General features: G+C 63.5%; 20 protein-coding genes. 2 read left to right on the forward strand and 18 right to left on the reverse strand.

Going from position 1 to position 16,870, the window contains the following annotated elements; all coding sequences use genetic code 11:
* Positions 1 to 29 precede the first annotated feature (29 nt).
* Entirely contained in the window at positions 30 to 566 is a 537-nt protein-coding gene (locus tag FPL11_RS06265) for a hypothetical protein (protein ID WP_144347863.1), read from the forward strand.
* An 87-nt stretch (positions 567 to 653) separates the two neighbouring features.
* On the opposite strand, the gene FPL11_RS06270 is transcribed toward FPL11_RS06265, so the two are convergent.
* On the reverse strand, positions 654 to 1,931 hold the full coding sequence (locus FPL11_RS06270; protein WP_023365563.1) for an O-acetylhomoserine aminocarboxypropyltransferase/cysteine synthase family protein: 1,278 nt from the start codon (positions 1,929 to 1,931) through the stop codon (positions 654 to 656).
* Between the two features lie 292 nt (positions 1,932 to 2,223).
* Between FPL11_RS06270 and FPL11_RS10090 the strand changes: the two genes are divergently transcribed.
* Complete coding sequence (locus tag FPL11_RS10090; RefSeq protein WP_159308441.1) at positions 2,224 to 2,934, forward strand: CcdB family protein; 711 nt, start codon at positions 2,224 to 2,226, stop codon at positions 2,932 to 2,934.
* Positions 2,935 to 3,152: 218 nt separating this feature from the next.
* On the opposite strand, the gene FPL11_RS06280 is transcribed toward FPL11_RS10090, so the two are convergent.
* The 17 genes from FPL11_RS06280 to FPL11_RS06355 all read right to left on the reverse strand — a co-directional run bounded on the left by FPL11_RS06280 (position 3,153) and on the right by FPL11_RS06355 (position 16,673).
* Complete coding sequence (locus FPL11_RS06280) at positions 3,153 to 3,629, reverse strand: Dps family protein (protein ID WP_144347864.1); 477 nt, start codon at positions 3,627 to 3,629, stop codon at positions 3,153 to 3,155.
* A 134-nt stretch (positions 3,630 to 3,763) separates the two neighbouring features.
* Entirely contained in the window at positions 3,764 to 4,081 is a 318-nt protein-coding gene (locus tag FPL11_RS06285) for a DMT family transporter (protein ID WP_110882502.1), read from the reverse strand.
* Positions 4,082 to 4,113: 32 nt separating this feature from the next.
* Entirely contained in the window at positions 4,114 to 5,496 is a 1,383-nt protein-coding gene (locus FPL11_RS06290; RefSeq protein ID WP_144347865.1) for an O-antigen ligase family protein, read from the reverse strand.
* Positions 5,493 to 6,257, reverse strand: a complete 765-nt coding sequence (locus FPL11_RS06295; protein WP_144347866.1) for a hypothetical protein — start codon at positions 6,255 to 6,257, stop codon at positions 5,493 to 5,495. The genes FPL11_RS06290 and FPL11_RS06295 overlap by 4 nt, the downstream gene beginning before the upstream one ends.
* A 17-nt stretch (positions 6,258 to 6,274) precedes the next feature.
* Positions 6,275 to 7,009 (reverse strand): tyrosine-protein phosphatase, encoded by a 735-nt coding sequence (locus FPL11_RS06300; protein WP_200833573.1) that lies wholly within the window; start codon positions 7,007 to 7,009, stop codon positions 6,275 to 6,277.
* A gap of 6 nt (positions 7,010 to 7,015) precedes the next feature.
* Positions 7,016 to 9,280, reverse strand: a complete 2,265-nt coding sequence (locus FPL11_RS06305) for a GumC family protein (protein ID WP_200833572.1) — start codon at positions 9,278 to 9,280, stop codon at positions 7,016 to 7,018.
* 17 nt (positions 9,281 to 9,297) lie between these two features.
* Positions 9,298 to 9,840 (reverse strand): polysaccharide biosynthesis/export family protein, encoded by a 543-nt coding sequence (locus FPL11_RS06310; protein WP_144347868.1) that lies wholly within the window; start codon positions 9,838 to 9,840, stop codon positions 9,298 to 9,300.
* Positions 9,841 to 9,891: 51 nt separating this feature from the next.
* Positions 9,892 to 11,097, reverse strand: a complete 1,206-nt coding sequence (locus tag FPL11_RS06315; protein ID WP_144347869.1) for an outer membrane beta-barrel protein — start codon at positions 11,095 to 11,097, stop codon at positions 9,892 to 9,894.
* Between the two features lie 32 nt (positions 11,098 to 11,129).
* On the reverse strand, positions 11,130 to 11,714 hold the full coding sequence (locus FPL11_RS06320) for a hypothetical protein (RefSeq protein WP_144347870.1): 585 nt from the start codon (positions 11,712 to 11,714) through the stop codon (positions 11,130 to 11,132).
* A gap of 393 nt (positions 11,715 to 12,107) precedes the next feature.
* Complete coding sequence (locus FPL11_RS06325) at positions 12,108 to 13,307, reverse strand: hypothetical protein (protein WP_144347871.1); 1,200 nt, start codon at positions 13,305 to 13,307, stop codon at positions 12,108 to 12,110.
* A 165-nt stretch (positions 13,308 to 13,472) separates the two neighbouring features.
* Entirely contained in the window at positions 13,473 to 13,640 is a 168-nt protein-coding gene (locus FPL11_RS10095; protein WP_159308440.1) for a hypothetical protein, read from the reverse strand.
* A 63-nt stretch (positions 13,641 to 13,703) separates the two neighbouring features.
* Positions 13,704 to 14,114, reverse strand: coding sequence for a type II toxin-antitoxin system VapC family toxin (locus FPL11_RS06330; protein ID WP_144347872.1), 411 nt, complete (start codon positions 14,112 to 14,114; stop codon positions 13,704 to 13,706).
* A complete protein-coding gene (locus FPL11_RS06335) occupies positions 14,114 to 14,374 on the reverse strand; it encodes a type II toxin-antitoxin system prevent-host-death family antitoxin (protein ID WP_144347873.1) in 261 nt (86 codons plus the stop codon). The genes FPL11_RS06330 and FPL11_RS06335 overlap by 1 nt, the downstream gene beginning before the upstream one ends.
* Before the next feature lie 31 nt (positions 14,375 to 14,405).
* On the reverse strand, positions 14,406 to 14,717 hold the full coding sequence (locus FPL11_RS10285; RefSeq protein WP_412549233.1) for a zinc ribbon domain-containing protein: 312 nt from the start codon (positions 14,715 to 14,717) through the stop codon (positions 14,406 to 14,408).
* A complete protein-coding gene (locus FPL11_RS06345) occupies positions 14,717 to 14,911 on the reverse strand; it encodes a site-specific integrase (protein WP_144347875.1) in 195 nt (64 codons plus the stop codon). The genes FPL11_RS10285 and FPL11_RS06345 overlap by 1 nt, the downstream gene beginning before the upstream one ends.
* Positions 14,912 to 14,917: 6 nt before the next feature.
* Positions 14,918 to 15,832: a nucleotidyl transferase AbiEii/AbiGii toxin family protein gene (locus FPL11_RS06350; protein ID WP_235013432.1), complete on the reverse strand. Its 915-nt coding sequence runs from the start codon at positions 15,830 to 15,832 to the stop codon at positions 14,918 to 14,920.
* The gene (locus FPL11_RS06355; protein ID WP_342781669.1) at positions 15,825 to 16,673 is read right to left on the reverse strand and encodes a type IV toxin-antitoxin system AbiEi family antitoxin domain-containing protein; all 849 of its coding nucleotides are present in this window, start codon (positions 16,671 to 16,673) and stop codon (positions 15,825 to 15,827) included. The genes FPL11_RS06350 and FPL11_RS06355 overlap by 8 nt, the downstream gene beginning before the upstream one ends.
* Positions 16,674 to 16,870 lie beyond the last annotated feature (197 nt).

Consider the following 16,870-nt stretch of genomic DNA (forward strand, 5'->3'; position numbering starts at 1 on the left):
CGCGCAAGCGTATTTACGGATAATCAATGATGGCCTACCGCAAAGAGTATCTGACCGGCGAGCTGAACCGGCAATCGACTCCGCCGGCATCGGCGTTTGGAACTGACAGGCCCATTCCGTTCCCGGCGCTTCGCGTAGCCGGCCACCCCCGGGACGGCGATCGCCTCGGCGTGCGGGAGCGGCTGCGCCGCGAGGCCACCAGTGCCCTTGTCATCGAGGCCGAACTCAAGGCCGATGGCCTGGCACTTATCGAGCGCATCAAGGCACTGCAACTGCCCTGGCTGGACGCCCTGTTCCATAGCCCCGAATCCGTCCACACGTTCCTCAACGCCCACGGGCTCAGTGCGCCCGACGCCCAGCGCATGACAACCACCCATCGCGAACTCTCCACGCCCGCCATCGACTCCGAGGTCGCGCTCATGGAGGCCATCCAGCAGCGGCTTCGCGTTCTGCGCCTGATCCGCACCCGCGCCGCACCGCACGGCCTGTGCGGGCAACGGCGCGAGAAGCGCTGGTCACAACTGCTATCATGGCTGGCGCTCTGGGAGACGACGCTTCGAGCGTAGCGGGTCGATACCGCCCCCACCAGCACACCCAGCGCGACGTCGGTGGGCGCGATGCTCATACCCTAGGCGCTTGCTCGCCCGCCACGTTCAGCCCGCCGCCGCCAGCGCCTGATCGACGTCGGCGAGGATGTCGTCGATGTGCTCGATGCCTACCGAGATCCGCACCATGTCACGGCTGACCCCGGCGCTCGCCAGCTCCTCGTCGTTCAACTGGCGGTGCGTGGTGGTGGCCGGATGGCAGGCCAGGGACTTGGCATCGCCGATGTTGACCAGACGCACGATGAGCTGCAGCGCATCGATGAACTTCGCACCTGCTTCCTCGCCGCCTTTGATCCCAAAACTGAGGATGCCACCGGCGTTGTTGCCGCCCATGTATTTCTGCACCAGCGGGTAGTAAGGACTGTCAGGCAGGCCGGCGTACTTCACCCAGGTCACGCCCGGATGGGCTTTCAGATGCTCGGCCAGCGCAATGGCGTTTTCGCCGTGACGGGCCATGCGCAGGGGCACGGTCTCAATGCCCTGCATCAGCAAAAACGCGTTCATCGGCGAGAGCGCCGCGCCCATGTTGCGAAGCGGTGCGACCCGGCAGCGCCCGATATACGCCGCCGCGCCCAGCGCCTCGGTGTAGACCACGCCGTGGTAGGACGGATCAGGCTCGGTGAGCATGGGGAATTTCTTGGCGTAGTCCGCCCAGGGGAAGTTGCCCGAGTCGACGATCACGCCGCCCACGGTGGTGCCGTGCCCGCCCATCGCCTTGGTCAGCGAGTGGATGACGATGTCGGCACCCTGCTCGATGGGCCGCCAGAGCACCGGCGTCGGCACCGTGTTATCGACGATCAGCGGCACACCATGGCGATGAGCGATGGTGGCGAAGGCTTCGATGTCCACCACGTTGCCGTTGGGGTTGCCAACGGTCTCGGCGTACACCGCCTTGGTGTTGTCATCGATCAGTGCCTCGATGGCGGCCGGATCATCGCCGCTCGCAAACCGCACCTCAATGCCCATGTTGGGCAGGGCGTGAGCGAACAGATTGTAGGTGCCGCCGTAGAGCTGACTGGTGGTGACGATGTTATCGCCGACACGGGTGATGCATTGAATGGCGTAGGTGATGGCCGCCATCCCCGAAGCCACGGCCAGTCCGGCGATGCCCCCTTCCATCTCCGCCACGCGCTGCTCAAGCGCACCGTTGGTGGGGTTCATGATGCGGCTGTAGATGTTGCCCTCGACCTTCAGGTCAAACAGGTCCGCCCCATGCTGGGTGTCGTCAAAGGCGTACGAGGTGGTCTGGTAGATCGGCACCGCCACCGCCTTGGTCGTCGGGTCCGGGGAATAGCCGCTGTGGATGGCCTGAGTCTCGAGTTTCATGGAGGGATCTCGCTGTTGGTCTGTAATCAGATCGCGTTATACCCCAAAACTCTAACGCGTTTGAGCGCAGGCGTCTGGAATATGTGGTGATAAGGAAAGCGTGGGATGGAATAAAGGCCGGCCATCGGGTGGTGGGGACCGTCTGGCGTCGCGGGCGGTGATATCGAAGGAGCGCGTTGTTAACTGTCTTCCGCGGCCCGCGCACACGCTGAATACACACGTCCGATACACATGCCCCATACACACTAACCAGGCAGACGAAGACATGGTTCTCGGTACTCGAACACCCCGTATGCCGCTTCAGAAAAGGCGCATCAATGTCAGCATCGATCCCGATCTCCTCGACGAGGCCCGGGCGCTGGAGATGAACCTCTCGGGATTCTTTGAGGATCATCTGCGTGAATCACTGCATGCACTCCGCTGCCGTACCTGGCTCAAGCGCAATCGCCGCGCCCTGATTGAGAATCGCGTTGACCCCCCGAGCGCCCGGAACAATCGGCCGACCAGGCCAATACCCTTCATCAATATCGACGATATCGACGACGCTAACGGCACCGATGGCGCAGATGGTCATCACGGTCATGACGACTTTCTGACCGACGAGTGGGTCCGGGCGATGATCGATCGTGTGCCGATTCTCAAGGAATCGGTGGATCGACGGCTGAGCAGCCAGCTCGCCTCGACGACCTACCCGGTATACCGCGCCGACAAGCTCCGCATCGACTCGCGGGCACCGTTTCTGGTCAGCCTGCAGAACGCCCTGCTCCAACCCCTCGGCCGGGCGATTGTCGCGCCGCTCGTGCCCACGGCCCATTTCGAACGCCCGCTGCAGGAAGCCCACCCGATCGTTGCGCTCGAGTGCTCGCCCGGCAGCCGTTTCGTCGTGGTGGTCGATCGGCTCATGACGGTATCGGATAACGCGCTCGGCAAACCGGCGGGATCCCTCACCGGCGAGACGCAGCAGATCATGCGCGCCATCGACTTTGTGTTCGGCGGCATTTAGGCGCGCCGCTGCCGCGTGTGTATGCCGCACCCACATCCTCGCGATGTGGACCAGGCGTGTGGATGAGGCGTGTGGATAGCCCGTGTGTTGCGCGCGTGTTCACGCGGCAAGAAAGAGGATGACAACGCGCCTTCCACAAAAAAAACGGCCGGGGGCAGACGCATCCACCCCCGGCCGCGACGGCGAGCAACGCCGTATCCGCTATCCAGACCGCACGATCACTCCAGCATGCTGCGCAGCATCCACGCCGTCTTCTCGTGAAGCTGCATGCGCTCGGTCAGCAGATCGGCGGTCGGCTCGTCATGCGCCTCATCCGCCGTCGCAAACACCTCGCGCGCCGTGCGGGCGACGATCTCATGACCCGTGACCAACTGACGGATCATCTCCTGGGCATCCGGCGTGCTGCTCTCCTCGGGGATGGAGGTCAGCTTTGCATACTCACTGTAGCTACCCGGCGCGCGGGCCCCCAGTGCGCGGATGCGCTCAGCAATGTCATCCACCGCCGTGGCAAGCTCGGTGTACTGCTCCTCGAACATATTATGCAGGGAGTTGAACATCGGCCCGGTCACGTTCCAGTGGAAGTTATGGGTTTTCAGGTACAGCGAATAGCTGTCGGCCAGCACACGACTGACCCCCTCCGCGATCTCGACGCGGGCGCTTTCCTCGATCCCGATATTGATTGCCGGTGTGGCCATGTTGACCTCCTTATTCCGTCATCCTGACGTGCTGTTTGAAACCATTCCAATTTAACACCGCGGCGGCCCAAGCCCAAGCCCAAGCCCAAGCTCAAACCCAAACCATCGATGTCCTGCCCCTGAGATATTCCACCTCAACCGGCCAGATTCAACCCCACCAGCCCCAGAATGATCAGCAGCAGGCTGCCGGCCTTGACCCAGCTCATCGCCTCACCAAAAAAGAAAACCCCCACCAGGGCCACCAACGCGGTGCCAAGCCCGGCCCACACCGCATAGGCCACGCTCACCTCCATGCGCTTGAGCACCAGCCCCAGCGCAATGAACGCAAGCCCATAGCCCGCCACCACAATGAGGCTCGGCCAAAGGCGTGAAAAACCGTCGGATAACTTGAGCGCCGTGGTGCCGATCACCTCCATGGTGACCGCGCCCACCAGTAACAGCCATGCGGGCATGACCCCTCCTTGCAACCAACCAGCCGCCGACGCTACGCCGATCCATCGTCCCCGGCCACCCGGGCGCGGCGGCGATTGCCGCGATGATGGGCATTGGCCAGCACCGCAATCGCGCACAGCGTGACAAACGTCGCCGCATTCGCCGGGATCTGCAGGTTGAAATCGGCAGCCGAGTGGATCATCAACGCCAGGATGCCCATGGCAGCGCCCACCCCCACACCGCTGCGATACAGCGAGCGGCGTTGCCACACCGGCGTCAGCGCCCGGTAGAAGGCAAACACCACAAACCCCGCCAGCGGCAGCACACCCACCCCGCCATACTCGATGGCGAACTGCAGGAAGTCGTTGTGGGCATGATCAAACAGCCCGGTCACATCCCGGCCGGGAAAGCGCTGGAAAGTGGTCTCGAAACTGCCTGCGCCATAGCCCTGCCAGGGGCGCTCAAGCAATTGCGGCCAGGCATACACCGCCACATCGTCGCGATCGACGTTCTCGCGCCGCACCACCACCTCGCGGGTGGCGCCATCGGCCTGCTCGACCAGCGCCACCTCGTCCTCAAACCGGGTATCGGCCAAGCGCTGCTGGAGTTCCTCCAGCCCGAACCACTGGCTGATCACCAGCACATCGATGACCAGCACACTGACAAGGATCAGCGCGTTGCGCGTTCGGTGCGTGGGCGTCACCAGCGTGAACAACCCACCCATCACGATCAGGCTCGAGAAAAACGCGGTATTACCCATGCGCGAGTGGCTCATCACCAGGGCGATCACCATGATGATCAGCGCCAGACGGATCCGGGCCTTGGGCCCGATCAGCAGCTCCGCCAGATGGTGCCAGCGAAAGTCACGATCCTCGCGCAGCGCGAGCATCAGGCCGATGCCACAGGCGAGCGTCATCTCCAGATAGCCGGCGAGGTGGTTGCGATTGACAAAGGTCCCGCTCACCACCCCACCACTGTCCGGGCCGATCTGCAGCCATTGCAGATCGGTGAGCACCATGAGCGCGCCGTAGAACGCCTGCAGCGTCCCGCTCACCACCAACACACCCAGCAGCCAGTTCAGGCGCTTCCGCGTGGTGAACACTCCCACCAGCAGGGCGAACAACCCCGTGTAGGCAAGCCCCAGGGCCAGATACTCAACGCTGGCGCCGCTATCGCGGGTGAGCCCCGTGGCGATCTGAACCGCCACCCAGGCCTGCGCGGCGATTAACAGCGCCAGCCCGACACCACCGGCACGCAGGCCGCGCCAGCGCCGCGGGGAGCGGTCGCGCAGCACCTGCAGGCCCCAGAGCAGCAACAGCCCGCCCACCGCCATCACCAGCAACGCCGCCGACCAGGGCCGGTTGCTGGCCAGCGGCAGCGGCAGCCAGACCAGCAGCGCCAACACCCCGGCAATCACGGCGCGCTCAAGCGTCATGGCAGCACCAGCGCATCAATGAGCACGCTATGACCGGTCTGCCGGGCGACATCAATGACATGCTGACGATCGGCGTCGCTGTAGCGAACGGCCCGGCGGGCATTGGTCAGAACGACATCGCGGGCCGCCGGCGTCAGTGCGTCCCAGCCGCGCAACCCCATCGCGGCGATGCGGCGATTGACCGCCGGGCGCCAGGGCCCCAGAGCAAAGGCGCGTTGCAGCCGATGACTCAACGCCTCCCCGTCAACGCCGGCGCGGCGCTGGGCATCGGCCAGACGGACCTGACCATAGGGCCAGAGCGGGCGGTGACGCACGGCGTTTTCAAAAGCCACCAAGGCACGCCGCCGGGTGGCATCGACGTCGGTCGCCGCCTGCTCGCCCAACGGGTTTTCAAGCAGATGTGCCGCCGCCAGCCCTGGCATCGCCGAATCGCCATCAGCCACCGGCGCCCGCCAGTGTGCCCAGCTATACACACGACCGAGACGATCCCAGTGTTCACCCGCCGCCCCGGGGTAGAAGCGCACCGCGCGGATGGCGGCCGCCTCCGCGGCGGCGAACGCCCGCGGGTCCGGAGTCTGGCCGGTCCGCCCCCAATCATCCAGAAAGCGTTGCGCGTTGGCGGCGTTGAGCGCGCTCAGCAGCAGGGCCGCGCCAAGCACCGCCAGCGCGAACCCCGCCAGCAGCAACGCCACGCCGGTTCGCCAACGCGCCGCACCGGGGGAGGCGCGCGAGGCCAGGGCAGAGGAAGGTTCAGTCACCATCGCGGGCGCCGAGTGAATCAGGCGGGGGCGAAGGCACGCTCGACAATCCGCCAGGGGTTGTCCTGGCTGAGTGTCTGCGCCGCCTCGCGGCCAACCAGTCCGGCCGCTGCCTCGGTGCCCCGGCTCAGGCAGGGCACACGATTGCGGGTGTTGTGCGCGTCCGAGGCCAGGCAGGTGGCCTGGCCGTCGATGACCAGTTGCTCGGCGCGGTGCTGTGAGGCCGGCCCGAACTGCCCGGTCAGCGCGCTGGCGGTGACCTGGGTGAGACAGCCCTGCGAGAGAAACGGGCCCAGCCGGCCGACGTCATTGATGATGTCGCGGTTGCGCTCCGGGTGAGCGATCATCGGCCGCACGCCGTTCTGGATCAACCAGTCGGTCAGGCGTTCGGCCCCGAAGGGCACTTCGGTGTGCGGGAACTCGAGCAACAGCACCGACTGCCCCTTCCAGTCGCCCAGAAACGGCAGTGTGCCCTGCTGGACACCGGTCATCACCTCAAGCCCGAAGCGCACTTCCGCGGCAGCCGCCACCGCCAGTGCGATCCCGGCGTCGGCGAGTGCTGCGCGATACGCATCGAGCGTCGCGGCAATGCCATGGGCGGTGTTCTCATAAAGCCCGGGGTGGATGTGCGGTGTACACAGCAGGTGCGTGACCCCGTCGGCCACGGCAAGCCGTGCCAGCGCCAGCGCCTCGGCCATGTCCTCGGCGCCATCATCGATGCCCGGCAGCAGGTGGTTGTGAAGATCGACGGCCACGCCGCGCTAGGACCGACCGGGGCCGCTGTAGCCATAGTAGTCGTAATAGCCCTCAGCCCCGTATTTGCCGCCGTAACCATAGCCATAGCCGTATTTGCGGGACTTCTTCACATCGACATGGTCGAGCACGATGCCAGCGATGGGGGCGTTGACTTCGGCCAGCCGCTCCAGCCCCTTGCGCACCAGCGGCACGGGTGTGGCATCGGACTTGACCATGTAGATCACGGTGTTGGCGTGGGTCGAGAGCACGAGCGGATCACTCACCGCCTGCACCGGCGGCGCGTCGATGACGATGCGATCGTACTGCTGGTCGAGCTTTTCCAGCAGATCGGTGAACCGCTGACTGGAGACGAGCTCAAGCGGATTGGGTGGCGTCGTGCCGCAGGCCATCACGTCGATGCCATCAAAGCACTGAATGGCCTGCTCGCTGGTCGCATTGCCCGCCGTCACATCGGCAAGCCCGGGACGATCCTGATCAAACTCGAAGATCCGGCGGAAACTCGGTCTGCGCATATCCGCCTCCAGCAGCAGGACGCGCTCCATCTGCCCCAGCGATGCAGCGAGGTTGGAAGCGAGCGAAGTCTTGCCCTCATCTGGCACCGACGACGTGACAACAATGATCTTATGCGGATTATCCAGTCCAGATAGGACCACCCCGGTGCGGATCGTACGCACCGCCTCCGAAAACCCCTTGTCACGGTCCCGCGAGAACAGCCGGGCGATCTGATTGCGGTGGCTGACTTTTTTCTGCAACGGCAGAAGCCCCAGCATGGGCATTCCAAGCTTGCTCTCCACCTCCGCGCTCCCGCGGATGCGGTTGTCGAACTGCTCGCGCAACAGCGCGAGGCCGATGGCCGCCATGAACGCGAGCACGCCGGCGATCAGGGCATTTCGGCTCTTCTGGGGCTTGACCGGTGCACCAGAGACGGTGGCATTTTCAATCACTCTGGCGTTCGGATCCTCTACATCCGCCGTCGCGGTGGTCTCTTTCAGGCGGTTGAGGAAGGTGTTGTAGAGCGTGCGGTTGGTCTCCACCTCGCGCTCAAGCTCGCGAAAGCGGAACTCCTTCTGCTGAACCTCACGGATGGCCTCGCGGTTGTCATCGAAGGCGCTCTCGAGCGAGCGTAGATTGGTGCGCGCCAGTTCGTAGTCCTGCTGGATGCTCGCCACGACCTGCTCGACCTGACTGCGCAGCGTCTCCGTGGCGGCGTTGAGCTCGTCCTGTGCCTCGATCATGGTCGGATGGCGCGGGCCGTAGCGCTGGGAGAGCTCATCGACCTTCGCGCGGGCGGCGGATTCAGCGGACAGCGCTTCAGAGACCAGGGAGTTGCTGCGCACCACCGGCACAGTGGCCTGCTCGCGCCAGTTCGCCTCGGTAACGCCGGCGATCTGCTGGTACTGATTCTCGGCGCGGGCGAAGTCCTGGCGGGCGTCCACCAGCCGACTGTTAAGCTGTGATAGCTCTGAGGCCTCAACGGTCGTGACACCGTCCATGTCGACCAGATCCTGCTCCTCGACATAGGCCTGCAGACGGCGTTCGGAGGCATCAAGCTGATCTTTAAGGTCAGCCATGCGATTGCTCATCCAGCCCGTCGCCTGCTCGGTCATATCGAGCCGCGCCTGGAGCTGGCGCTCGATGTAAGTGGTCGCCACCGCGGTGGCAGCCTCGGCGGCCGCCACGGGATCAGACATCTCAACCGAAATATCCACGAGATGCGTATTCCGGCGGGGCGCTACAGAGATACGACCGAGTAGACCGCCGATGGCTCGCTGTCGACGCTGCTCAGCAGTTGACGGACCCGCATTGTCATCACCCGGCTCGGCAACCGGGACGAAGTCGTCCAGGCCCAGCGCGGTCACCCAACCCCGCCAGTCGGTCAGCGCCGCCGTATCGATCAGGCCAGCATCCTGCTGGGAAGGATCGAACTCCGGGTGGTCAGCCAAATCAAGCTGGTCGACCACGTCGGCGACCAAACGCCTCGATTTAAGCAACTCAAATTGCGTCTGAAGGTACTCACGGCTGGCAGACATGGAGTCCACACCCTGGATGCCCACCACATTGCCGGTATCGGGTTCGATCAACAGCGTACTGGTACCACGGTAAATCGGCGTGAGTGTCGAGACGTACAGGTAGACCAGCATCGCCACCAGCAGCGGTAGCGTAATGATGCCCCACTTGTGGCGCATGAGCGTGACCCAGAGCTTGCGGAGGTCGATCGACTCATCCTCATACTCGGATGCCCGATTCCGCGGTGTTTCGCCTGGGTCCATGTGATCGCCTACCATGATCAGAAAAAGCTCTCTTCGATGGTCAGGATGTCGCCGGGTTGGAGCCGCTCGTCGATGGAGACCCGGCGTTCATCGCCCTCTGCCTCGTCGTCACGGTTGACGAACATCTTGGTGTTGGACGCGCGATCGGTACGGCCGCCGGCGAGCGCGATCGCCTTGCGCACGGTCATGCCGGGCTGAAACGCATACCCACCCGGCGACTCCACCGCACCGTTGACATAGAACTGGCGGTAGTCGAGCACATTGACCGTCACCCGGGGGTTGATCAGGTAACCATCCTTGAGCCCCTCGGTGATGAGGTCTTCAAGCTCGCTCGGCGTGCGCCCCTTGGCCCGCACCTCGCCTAAAAACGGATACGGGACCGTAGCGGCATCACTCAGCCGGATCCGCTCAAAGCTGAGATCTTCCTCGCCAAAAACGCTGATGCTGATGACATCCCCGGAGCCCAACCGATAGCGCTCGGCCACTTCGGCGTTCTGAGCGTTTGCGATGGATGCCCCCGTGAGCAGCAGCACAAGGCCCAGTAAACGGATCAGCGGCATGGCAGTGGCGGTCTCCTCACGCGATTAAAATATTTTCTCTCACTCGATAACTTACAGGCTGAGCGTCGCAGTGAGGAAGTAGGTGTTCCGATCATAACTCTCGAATTTATCGGTAGAGTCATTGTCCTGGAAACGGGTCTCGATCCCAATATCGAACCAACGCCGAAAACTATAGCTTACGCCCACCGAGACGGTGTGCAGCTCATCGTTACGACCGTCGTCATCGCCAATGTAGTCCTGGTCACGAAAGCGGTACGCAACGTTACTGCTGACCTGCCCGTCCCAGTCGTAATTCCAGCTCAGCCCGTAGGTGGTCTGCTCGATGGCATCCTCGGTGGCGCTGCCCTCGTTGAGCGAATTCGCAGTATTGAGGCGCAACCGCGAATGCGCCGCCGGCCGCCAGTTCACCTGCGCCTGCCAGCGGGTAGCGCTGGTATCCTCCTGTCCCGCGTCGTCAAAGTCCTTTTCTTCCTGACCCACACGGACGCTGCCCGAGGTTTTGGCGGTGGCCTGCCAGCGGGCGCCGACAAGAGCACTCAGGTTGGTGCTGTCCAGGCCACTGCCCGACCAGGTGTAATCGAAGTCCGCATAGCGACCCTCGATCAGTAGCTGCGTGCGGGGTGCGACGCGCCAGAGGAACGTGGCGCCGGCGCGCGGACTGTTGTATTCCTTGGACCGGTTATTGTTGGAATCCTTCCCAAGGTTGTTGGCGTAGCGATTCCAGACATAACTGCCATCGAGCTCGATCCGGCCCGTGGCGCCACGTGCGCCGAAGGTGTAGGTGCCGTCGAGGGTGTAACGCTCGTTGATGTCCCCCTCAAGACTGGCACCCTCACTGTCTGGCTCATTGTCCGGCGTTGATTGATTCCGGCGGGCGTTCAGCCCCAGATTGACGCGATTGCGGGCGTCGAGGGTGAGGCGACTGTTCGCGCTTGCGAGGTGGTTGACGCGATTGTCATCACTGTCGCGACTGTAGCGCTGAAACGTGGGGGTATAACGGAGCTGGTAGCGGTTGGCCCGCTCCTGCGCACGCAGGAGGAATGTCGGCGCAACCTTGGTGACGTTGGAGCTGCGCTCGTCGCCGTCCTGTGACGCATCCACGTTATCGTCATATCCCTGACTGATCTTCAGCGTGGGGATGAACTCGAAAGGTCCGTTCTGGTTGACCGGCATGGGATCAATAGCGTTCGCTGCCTCTGTGGCGACACCAAGTGTGGCGGCCATCACGAGTGCCGAGGTTTTCTTCGTAAACCTCATTGCGGCAACTCCTTGCGGTCGGTGATCAGTGATCAGTTCGGGCTTGCGGTCCCGTCTTCAGTGTCGTCCACGTCCGGGCTGCTATCCGCTTCCGCCTGCGCCTCGATCTCGGCCTCTGCATCGGCCGCCGCGGCTTCGACGCTATCCGCCTGATCCGGTGCCGCCTCCACCGCAGCCGCCGTGATCTGCTGAGCCGACTCAGGCGCGGTTTCAATCGCGGCCGCCGTGACCGCCGCGGCTGACTCCGGCGACGCGGTGACCGCGGCGCGGGTGATGTCGACCGCTGCCTCCGGTGCAGTACTCACCGCCGCACGGGTCACATCGGCGGCGGATTCGGGCGAAGCCTCGACAGCGGCGGATGTAACGGCCGCGGCCTGCTCGGGCGAGGCGACCACCGCCGCAGAGGTGACCTGCGCGGCCTGCGTGGGCTCGGCGGTGACGGCACTGCGCACGATATCGGCGGCCGCCGCGGGATTGGCGCGGACCGCCTGATCAACAATGCCGGGGAGGAGGCCAGCGCTGTCCTCGGCAGACGCGGCTAGTAGCTGTGCCTCGGCCTCAGCGGTCAACGGGAAACCGGCTGCCCGAAGTCGATCCACTGCCGCCTGATCAGCCATTGCGAATGGCGCAATCAGCACAAGGACCAGTCCTGCAACGAGCAATCCGTTTCTCATGGAGGCATCCCTCAACCCTGCATTGCTTTTGGAGTGTAAGGGTTTGTCGGTCAGATGCAAGGCGAAGTACGCCGAAGAGCCTAAGCAATCACTATTTGCGCCTTGTTTGCAAACCCTGTGTCTGCATCGGCATCTTGCCCCCCGCACACGCAGCGCGGCAATCACCGGAGCTCGGGCCGCGTTCATCGGTGTTTTGGGCGCACTGCACACGATTTCTATGCATTGGTGAGCCACACAAATCGTGTGGCCGATGCGTGTGCGCAGGGCGTGTGTATCGGGCGTGTGTATCGGGCGTGTGCACGGGCCGCGTGACAGGACTACCTCCGACACCTCTAATTATGACGGACTGGGCGGGTCAGTCGGTCCATCATCCACATCCGGCGGATCGACGGGCAGCGGTTCCGATTCGGGTTCCGATTCCATCACCCCCTCGAACGTGCCCTCGGCGGCTGCGTCGGCGAGGGAAGCGGCATCCTCCCCCGTGGCGGCCGCGCCTTCCTCCGCACCCTCCACCGCGCCCTGTTCCGTGGCTTGGGCCGTCTCCTCTGCGGAAAGACCGGCTGCCTCAGAGCCACGGGTCGCACCGGCACCTGCGCCCGCGGCTGCGGCAGAGACTGCGGCCTGCGCATCCTGGCCCGCCGCCGCGGCTTCTTCCACCGCGCCCGAGACCGCCCCGGACGAGGAAGCGCGGCTGGCTTCGAGCGCATCGGCTCCCAGCTCCGCCGCGCTCATGATCGCGGACTCGGAGGAACCGGTGGAGGCACTGCGGATGAGTTGGTCCCGAGAGGCGGAATTGAGACCGAAAGCCGTCGCCCCCCGCGAGGCGCCCTGCACCGACCCGCGCGCCGCCGCGCGGACCGCATTACCCACCGGACCGCCAGTGGCCACCGCACCTTCCACCGCCGCTCGGCTCGAGCCCGCCGCCGATCGCTCGGCCACCGCAGAGGGATCGACCCCCATGCGCACCGACGCCTCCACGGCTCCTTCCGAGGACCCTCGGGAAGTGCGGCTGACCACCTCATCGCGATCGCGGCTATCGGCGGTGCCGTCGCCGTTTACATCTGCGGATCCCGCGGAGTCCGAAGCGCCCCGGGTACCCCCGCGCGAGGCCGCTTCCGCGGCCTCTCCGGGATCGGCTCCGACGCTGAGAGCAACCGCCACGGAGCTTCCTGTGGCCCCGGCCGATGCCGCTTCCGCCGCCGAGCCGACATCCCCACCGGTCTCCGCCGCCGCTTCGACTGCGCCTCCCACCACCGTGGAGGAGATAGCCTCCAGCGCCTGCGCGGCACCCGCCGCATCCACCCCGGCAGAGGCCGACTCCACCAGCGAGCCCACCGCCTGCCGCACGGCCTGCGGATCGTTGAGGTCGACCCCATTGCGGCGGAGGACCTCCTTAACCGCCGCGCGGTCACCGCCCTGGATCGCGGAGATCTCACTCGGGCTCACTTCAAGGGTCTGGGCATGCAGCAATGCCGCACTGGCAAGAAACATCGTAAGCCCGACGAAGAGACGAAGGAGCAGGGATTGAGTTTTCATGTGATCAGGGAACTCCGCGCTTGGGAATTGCAAGGGTTAGGAAATACCACCCCGAACGTGGGTTATATCCCACGCCCGGGGCGCAATCAAGCGGGCCTGTGGAAAGTATCGCATTGAGCGATTCCACAACCCGAGAATGCGTCGGCGGGTTGAGCAACCAATGGATCAGAAACAACGCTTAACGAAACCGTCTGCGGTGGTGGGGTAGAACTCCACCAAGGTGGAGGTCAGGCGTGAATTAACGGTATTCGGGGCGCACTGCACAACATCGGCACGCCACATCAACTGAGCGCCAGATACCTGCGCATGCGCACCGGAATAAAAATCCAGCATCAGAAAATCCTGTCCTGCCAGATGGGCAGGCTCCCATGGCCAATCCGCCCGCTGAATCCGAAGTCAGCGCTCGACTAAGGGATTGCAGACATCGACCCCCGTCGGGCGGAAGTGCCGCTCGTTGCGGGTGACGACGGTTAGGCCACGCGTCAGGGCGCTCGCCGCAATCAACAGATCCGCCCCACTATTTCCATGCGCGGCCGAGAGCTCACCCCAGCGCCTTGCCGTCGCGGTATCCACCGGCAAGATGCGATCGTCATAGAGCGTGAGCACACGGTCCAGCCACTGACTCAATGTCTGGGCAAAGTCGGGGTTGCGCGTCTGCTGCTGGGCAATGCCCCGCTCGATTTCGCCAATGGTGACAACACTCAGGTAGAGATCAGCATCGCGTTGCTGCGACAGCCACGTCACCACACCCGGGTCACGATGACGCTTGCGCGTCTCCGACAGAATCACGGTGTCCAGCAGGAACATTAAAGCTCAACATCCCGCGGTTGCAGCGGCAGACGCTCGAACTCCCCATCGTCCTGCGGCATGGCGAGCAACAGGCTCGCAAACCCGGGGGCTGACCCTTTCTCAATAGCCGTCAGCCGCTCGTACTCCTGCGCCGAGATAACCACGCTCACGCGCTCGCCGCGGCGGGTGACCCACTGCGCCTCACCGGTCATCGATGCCTCAACCACAGCGCTGAAGCGATTTTTCGCCTCGTAGAGCGACCAGGTTTTTTCCGCCATCACAGACCGTCCTTTGAATTGGCTAGATTTTCTATCTAGATTGAGTAGAGTGGCGTTTGGTGTCAATTAACGACATCAACAGTGTCATCAGTGGTTTGCGCACACTGCACACGATTCCGATGCATCGGCGCACCACATCCAACGTGTGGCCGATGCGTGTGTACACGCCGTGTGTATCGGGCGTGTGCAAGGGCCGCGTGACCGCGGCGTTGATATCGCGATCGTGCTCCGTCCCGCACTCGGAGCATTGCCACCGACGAGTGCTAAGTGGCCCGGCGGCGCGCACATGCCCGCACCCTGAGCACTGATCGCCTCCCGCGATCTCACAGACTGCCACGACCATCACGCCGCCCGCCTCGCCCGCACCCGCGCCATCATCCCCTCGAACGCCTCCCCCTCGCCGCCCACGGCGTTGGGGACGAACGGCGCGTAGCGGCGGAACAGCAGCTCGCCGGAGCTGTGTCCAAGTAGCCGGGAGATGAAGATTGGGTTCTCCCCGGCGGCGAGATGCAGGACGGCTGCGGTGTGCCGGGTCATGGTGAATCAACTAAGCAGCTCTCCCAGCGCCTCGCGCTGCGCTGCATGCTTGGCTGGGTTTTCGTCTTTCAGCCGCTTTAGGTTCTTAAGCTTCCATCGGATAGCAGGTAGGTTGACGGCTTCTGACAATCCAACGAGGCCAAATTCAGGCGAGGCGTCGTGAAGCGATAGCAGAAAAGTGGCGATATCGCCTGTCAACCGTTGCCGGATATCCGTATAAAGCTTGGCCCCGGTCTCGATCAGCTCATCTTTTTGGACTGGCTGTCGCGTCATGCCAACAAATTCACTGGTGTACAGTCCGTCGTCGAGCAATGCCGTGGGCGCCAAAAGCTCATGTAGGGGGCGGCCGGAACTGGCCGCGTAGATCATAAACGTCCGAAATAAATCCTCCGAGAGCCCCTCGTTCTCGTATAACAGCTTTACATCGAAGAGATCACGCGGATGCTGGCGATCGAGAGCGGCATGAAGCTTGCCGCCATAGAGATCCTCGAACGCAACCACGTTCATCTCGGCAAAGCCAAATTCCTCGATCACCGCATCCGATGCCACCCGCCTCATCGGCGGATGGACCACACCACGGGCTACTGGAGATGTTTCAACTTTGATCTGGGCTTGCCCTTCGCTAATCGCGATGCGGGTGTCATTGCTGCCACCGCCGGCAATCCGCCGGGCATGAATTTGGGGATTGCGCTTGGTGACCGCCATCTTGATGCGATCAAAAGCCTCATTGATGTCTCGAAGCGAGGCGTCACGTTCGCGAACCGGCAGGTACACCAAGTCGATATCAACCGACAGGCGCGGCATATCGCGATAGAACAAGTTGATGGCTGTCCCACCTTTTAAGGCAAAGACCTCCTCACCAGCGATATCTGACAGGACGCGCAGCAGCAGCCGGGTCTGATTCAGATATCGCTCAAGCACCCGCGTCGGCCTCCGATTCGCTCCTCGGTATGAAGTCGTCCGGCACATAAATGCGATATGTCGGGTGCAACCTGCCGCCCTCGACGAGCGCCCGTGGTCCGGATCCAAAACCAATTTTCCCGGCATCCAGGTGCTTACGCCACGCGTGCCCATGGCGATCTGCGAACACAAAAAACAGTCGCCGCACCTTCACGCTACGACAGGCCGTTAGCAGTGCCATCAGCACCCGGGGTCGAAGCATCGTCAGGCTCTCGAACCTTTTATCGAGGGGCTCGAAGCCGGATCTGTCGGTTACTTCATCAAGCGCCTCGAGGATGCCTCGCTCAGGGGACGATACCCGCAGAGGGTAAGGCCAGATGCTCACGGCCTGGGAACCCGCCTCGGTGCGCCGGTCTGAATCCATTATGCCTAAGTGGTTATCACCGAAGATATTGCGTCGGTGTACGACAAACCTCGCATTGCTTGGCAGTCGCTTCAGCCAGGTAGGCACACCACCGTAGAGATGAATTGGTGGCGTTCCACCGAGGGGCAGATGGTGGGCATAACCGGCGAGGTCGAGCGCGCTCACCCCACCTAGATGCACGTCATATTTCATGATCCACTGCAAAGAAAGAAGCACACTCTCCCAAGAGAGCGCTGAAAGCGATCTAGCTCCTGTTGGCAGGGGCCTGCGGTAAACACTCCATACGACCCGCTCCAGCCAGCCCCGAGCCACGTAGTTGTGGATCGACTTGGCGTCGACGCCCTGGCCCTTGAGCCACTGCGTATCCACCAAGAGACCCGGTGGCACTCTATCCAGCATCGGTTTTAGTCGTTGCGTTTTTTGATGGCCCATAGCCATTAAATTCGCACATATTCAAAACGCTGCCAACCCTCTGGCTGATCGCCTCCCGCGATCTCGCAGACTGCCACGACTCTTACGCTGCCCGCCTCGCCCGCACCTGCGCCATCATCCCCTCGAACGCCGCGCCATCATCGCCCACGGCGTTGGGGACGAACGGCGCGTAGCGGCGGAACAGCAGCTCGCCGGAGCTGTGC

It is taken from the genome of Spiribacter aquaticus, from assembly GCF_007625215.1.
Lineage (GTDB): Bacteria > Pseudomonadota > Gammaproteobacteria > Nitrococcales > Nitrococcaceae > Spiribacter > Spiribacter roseus.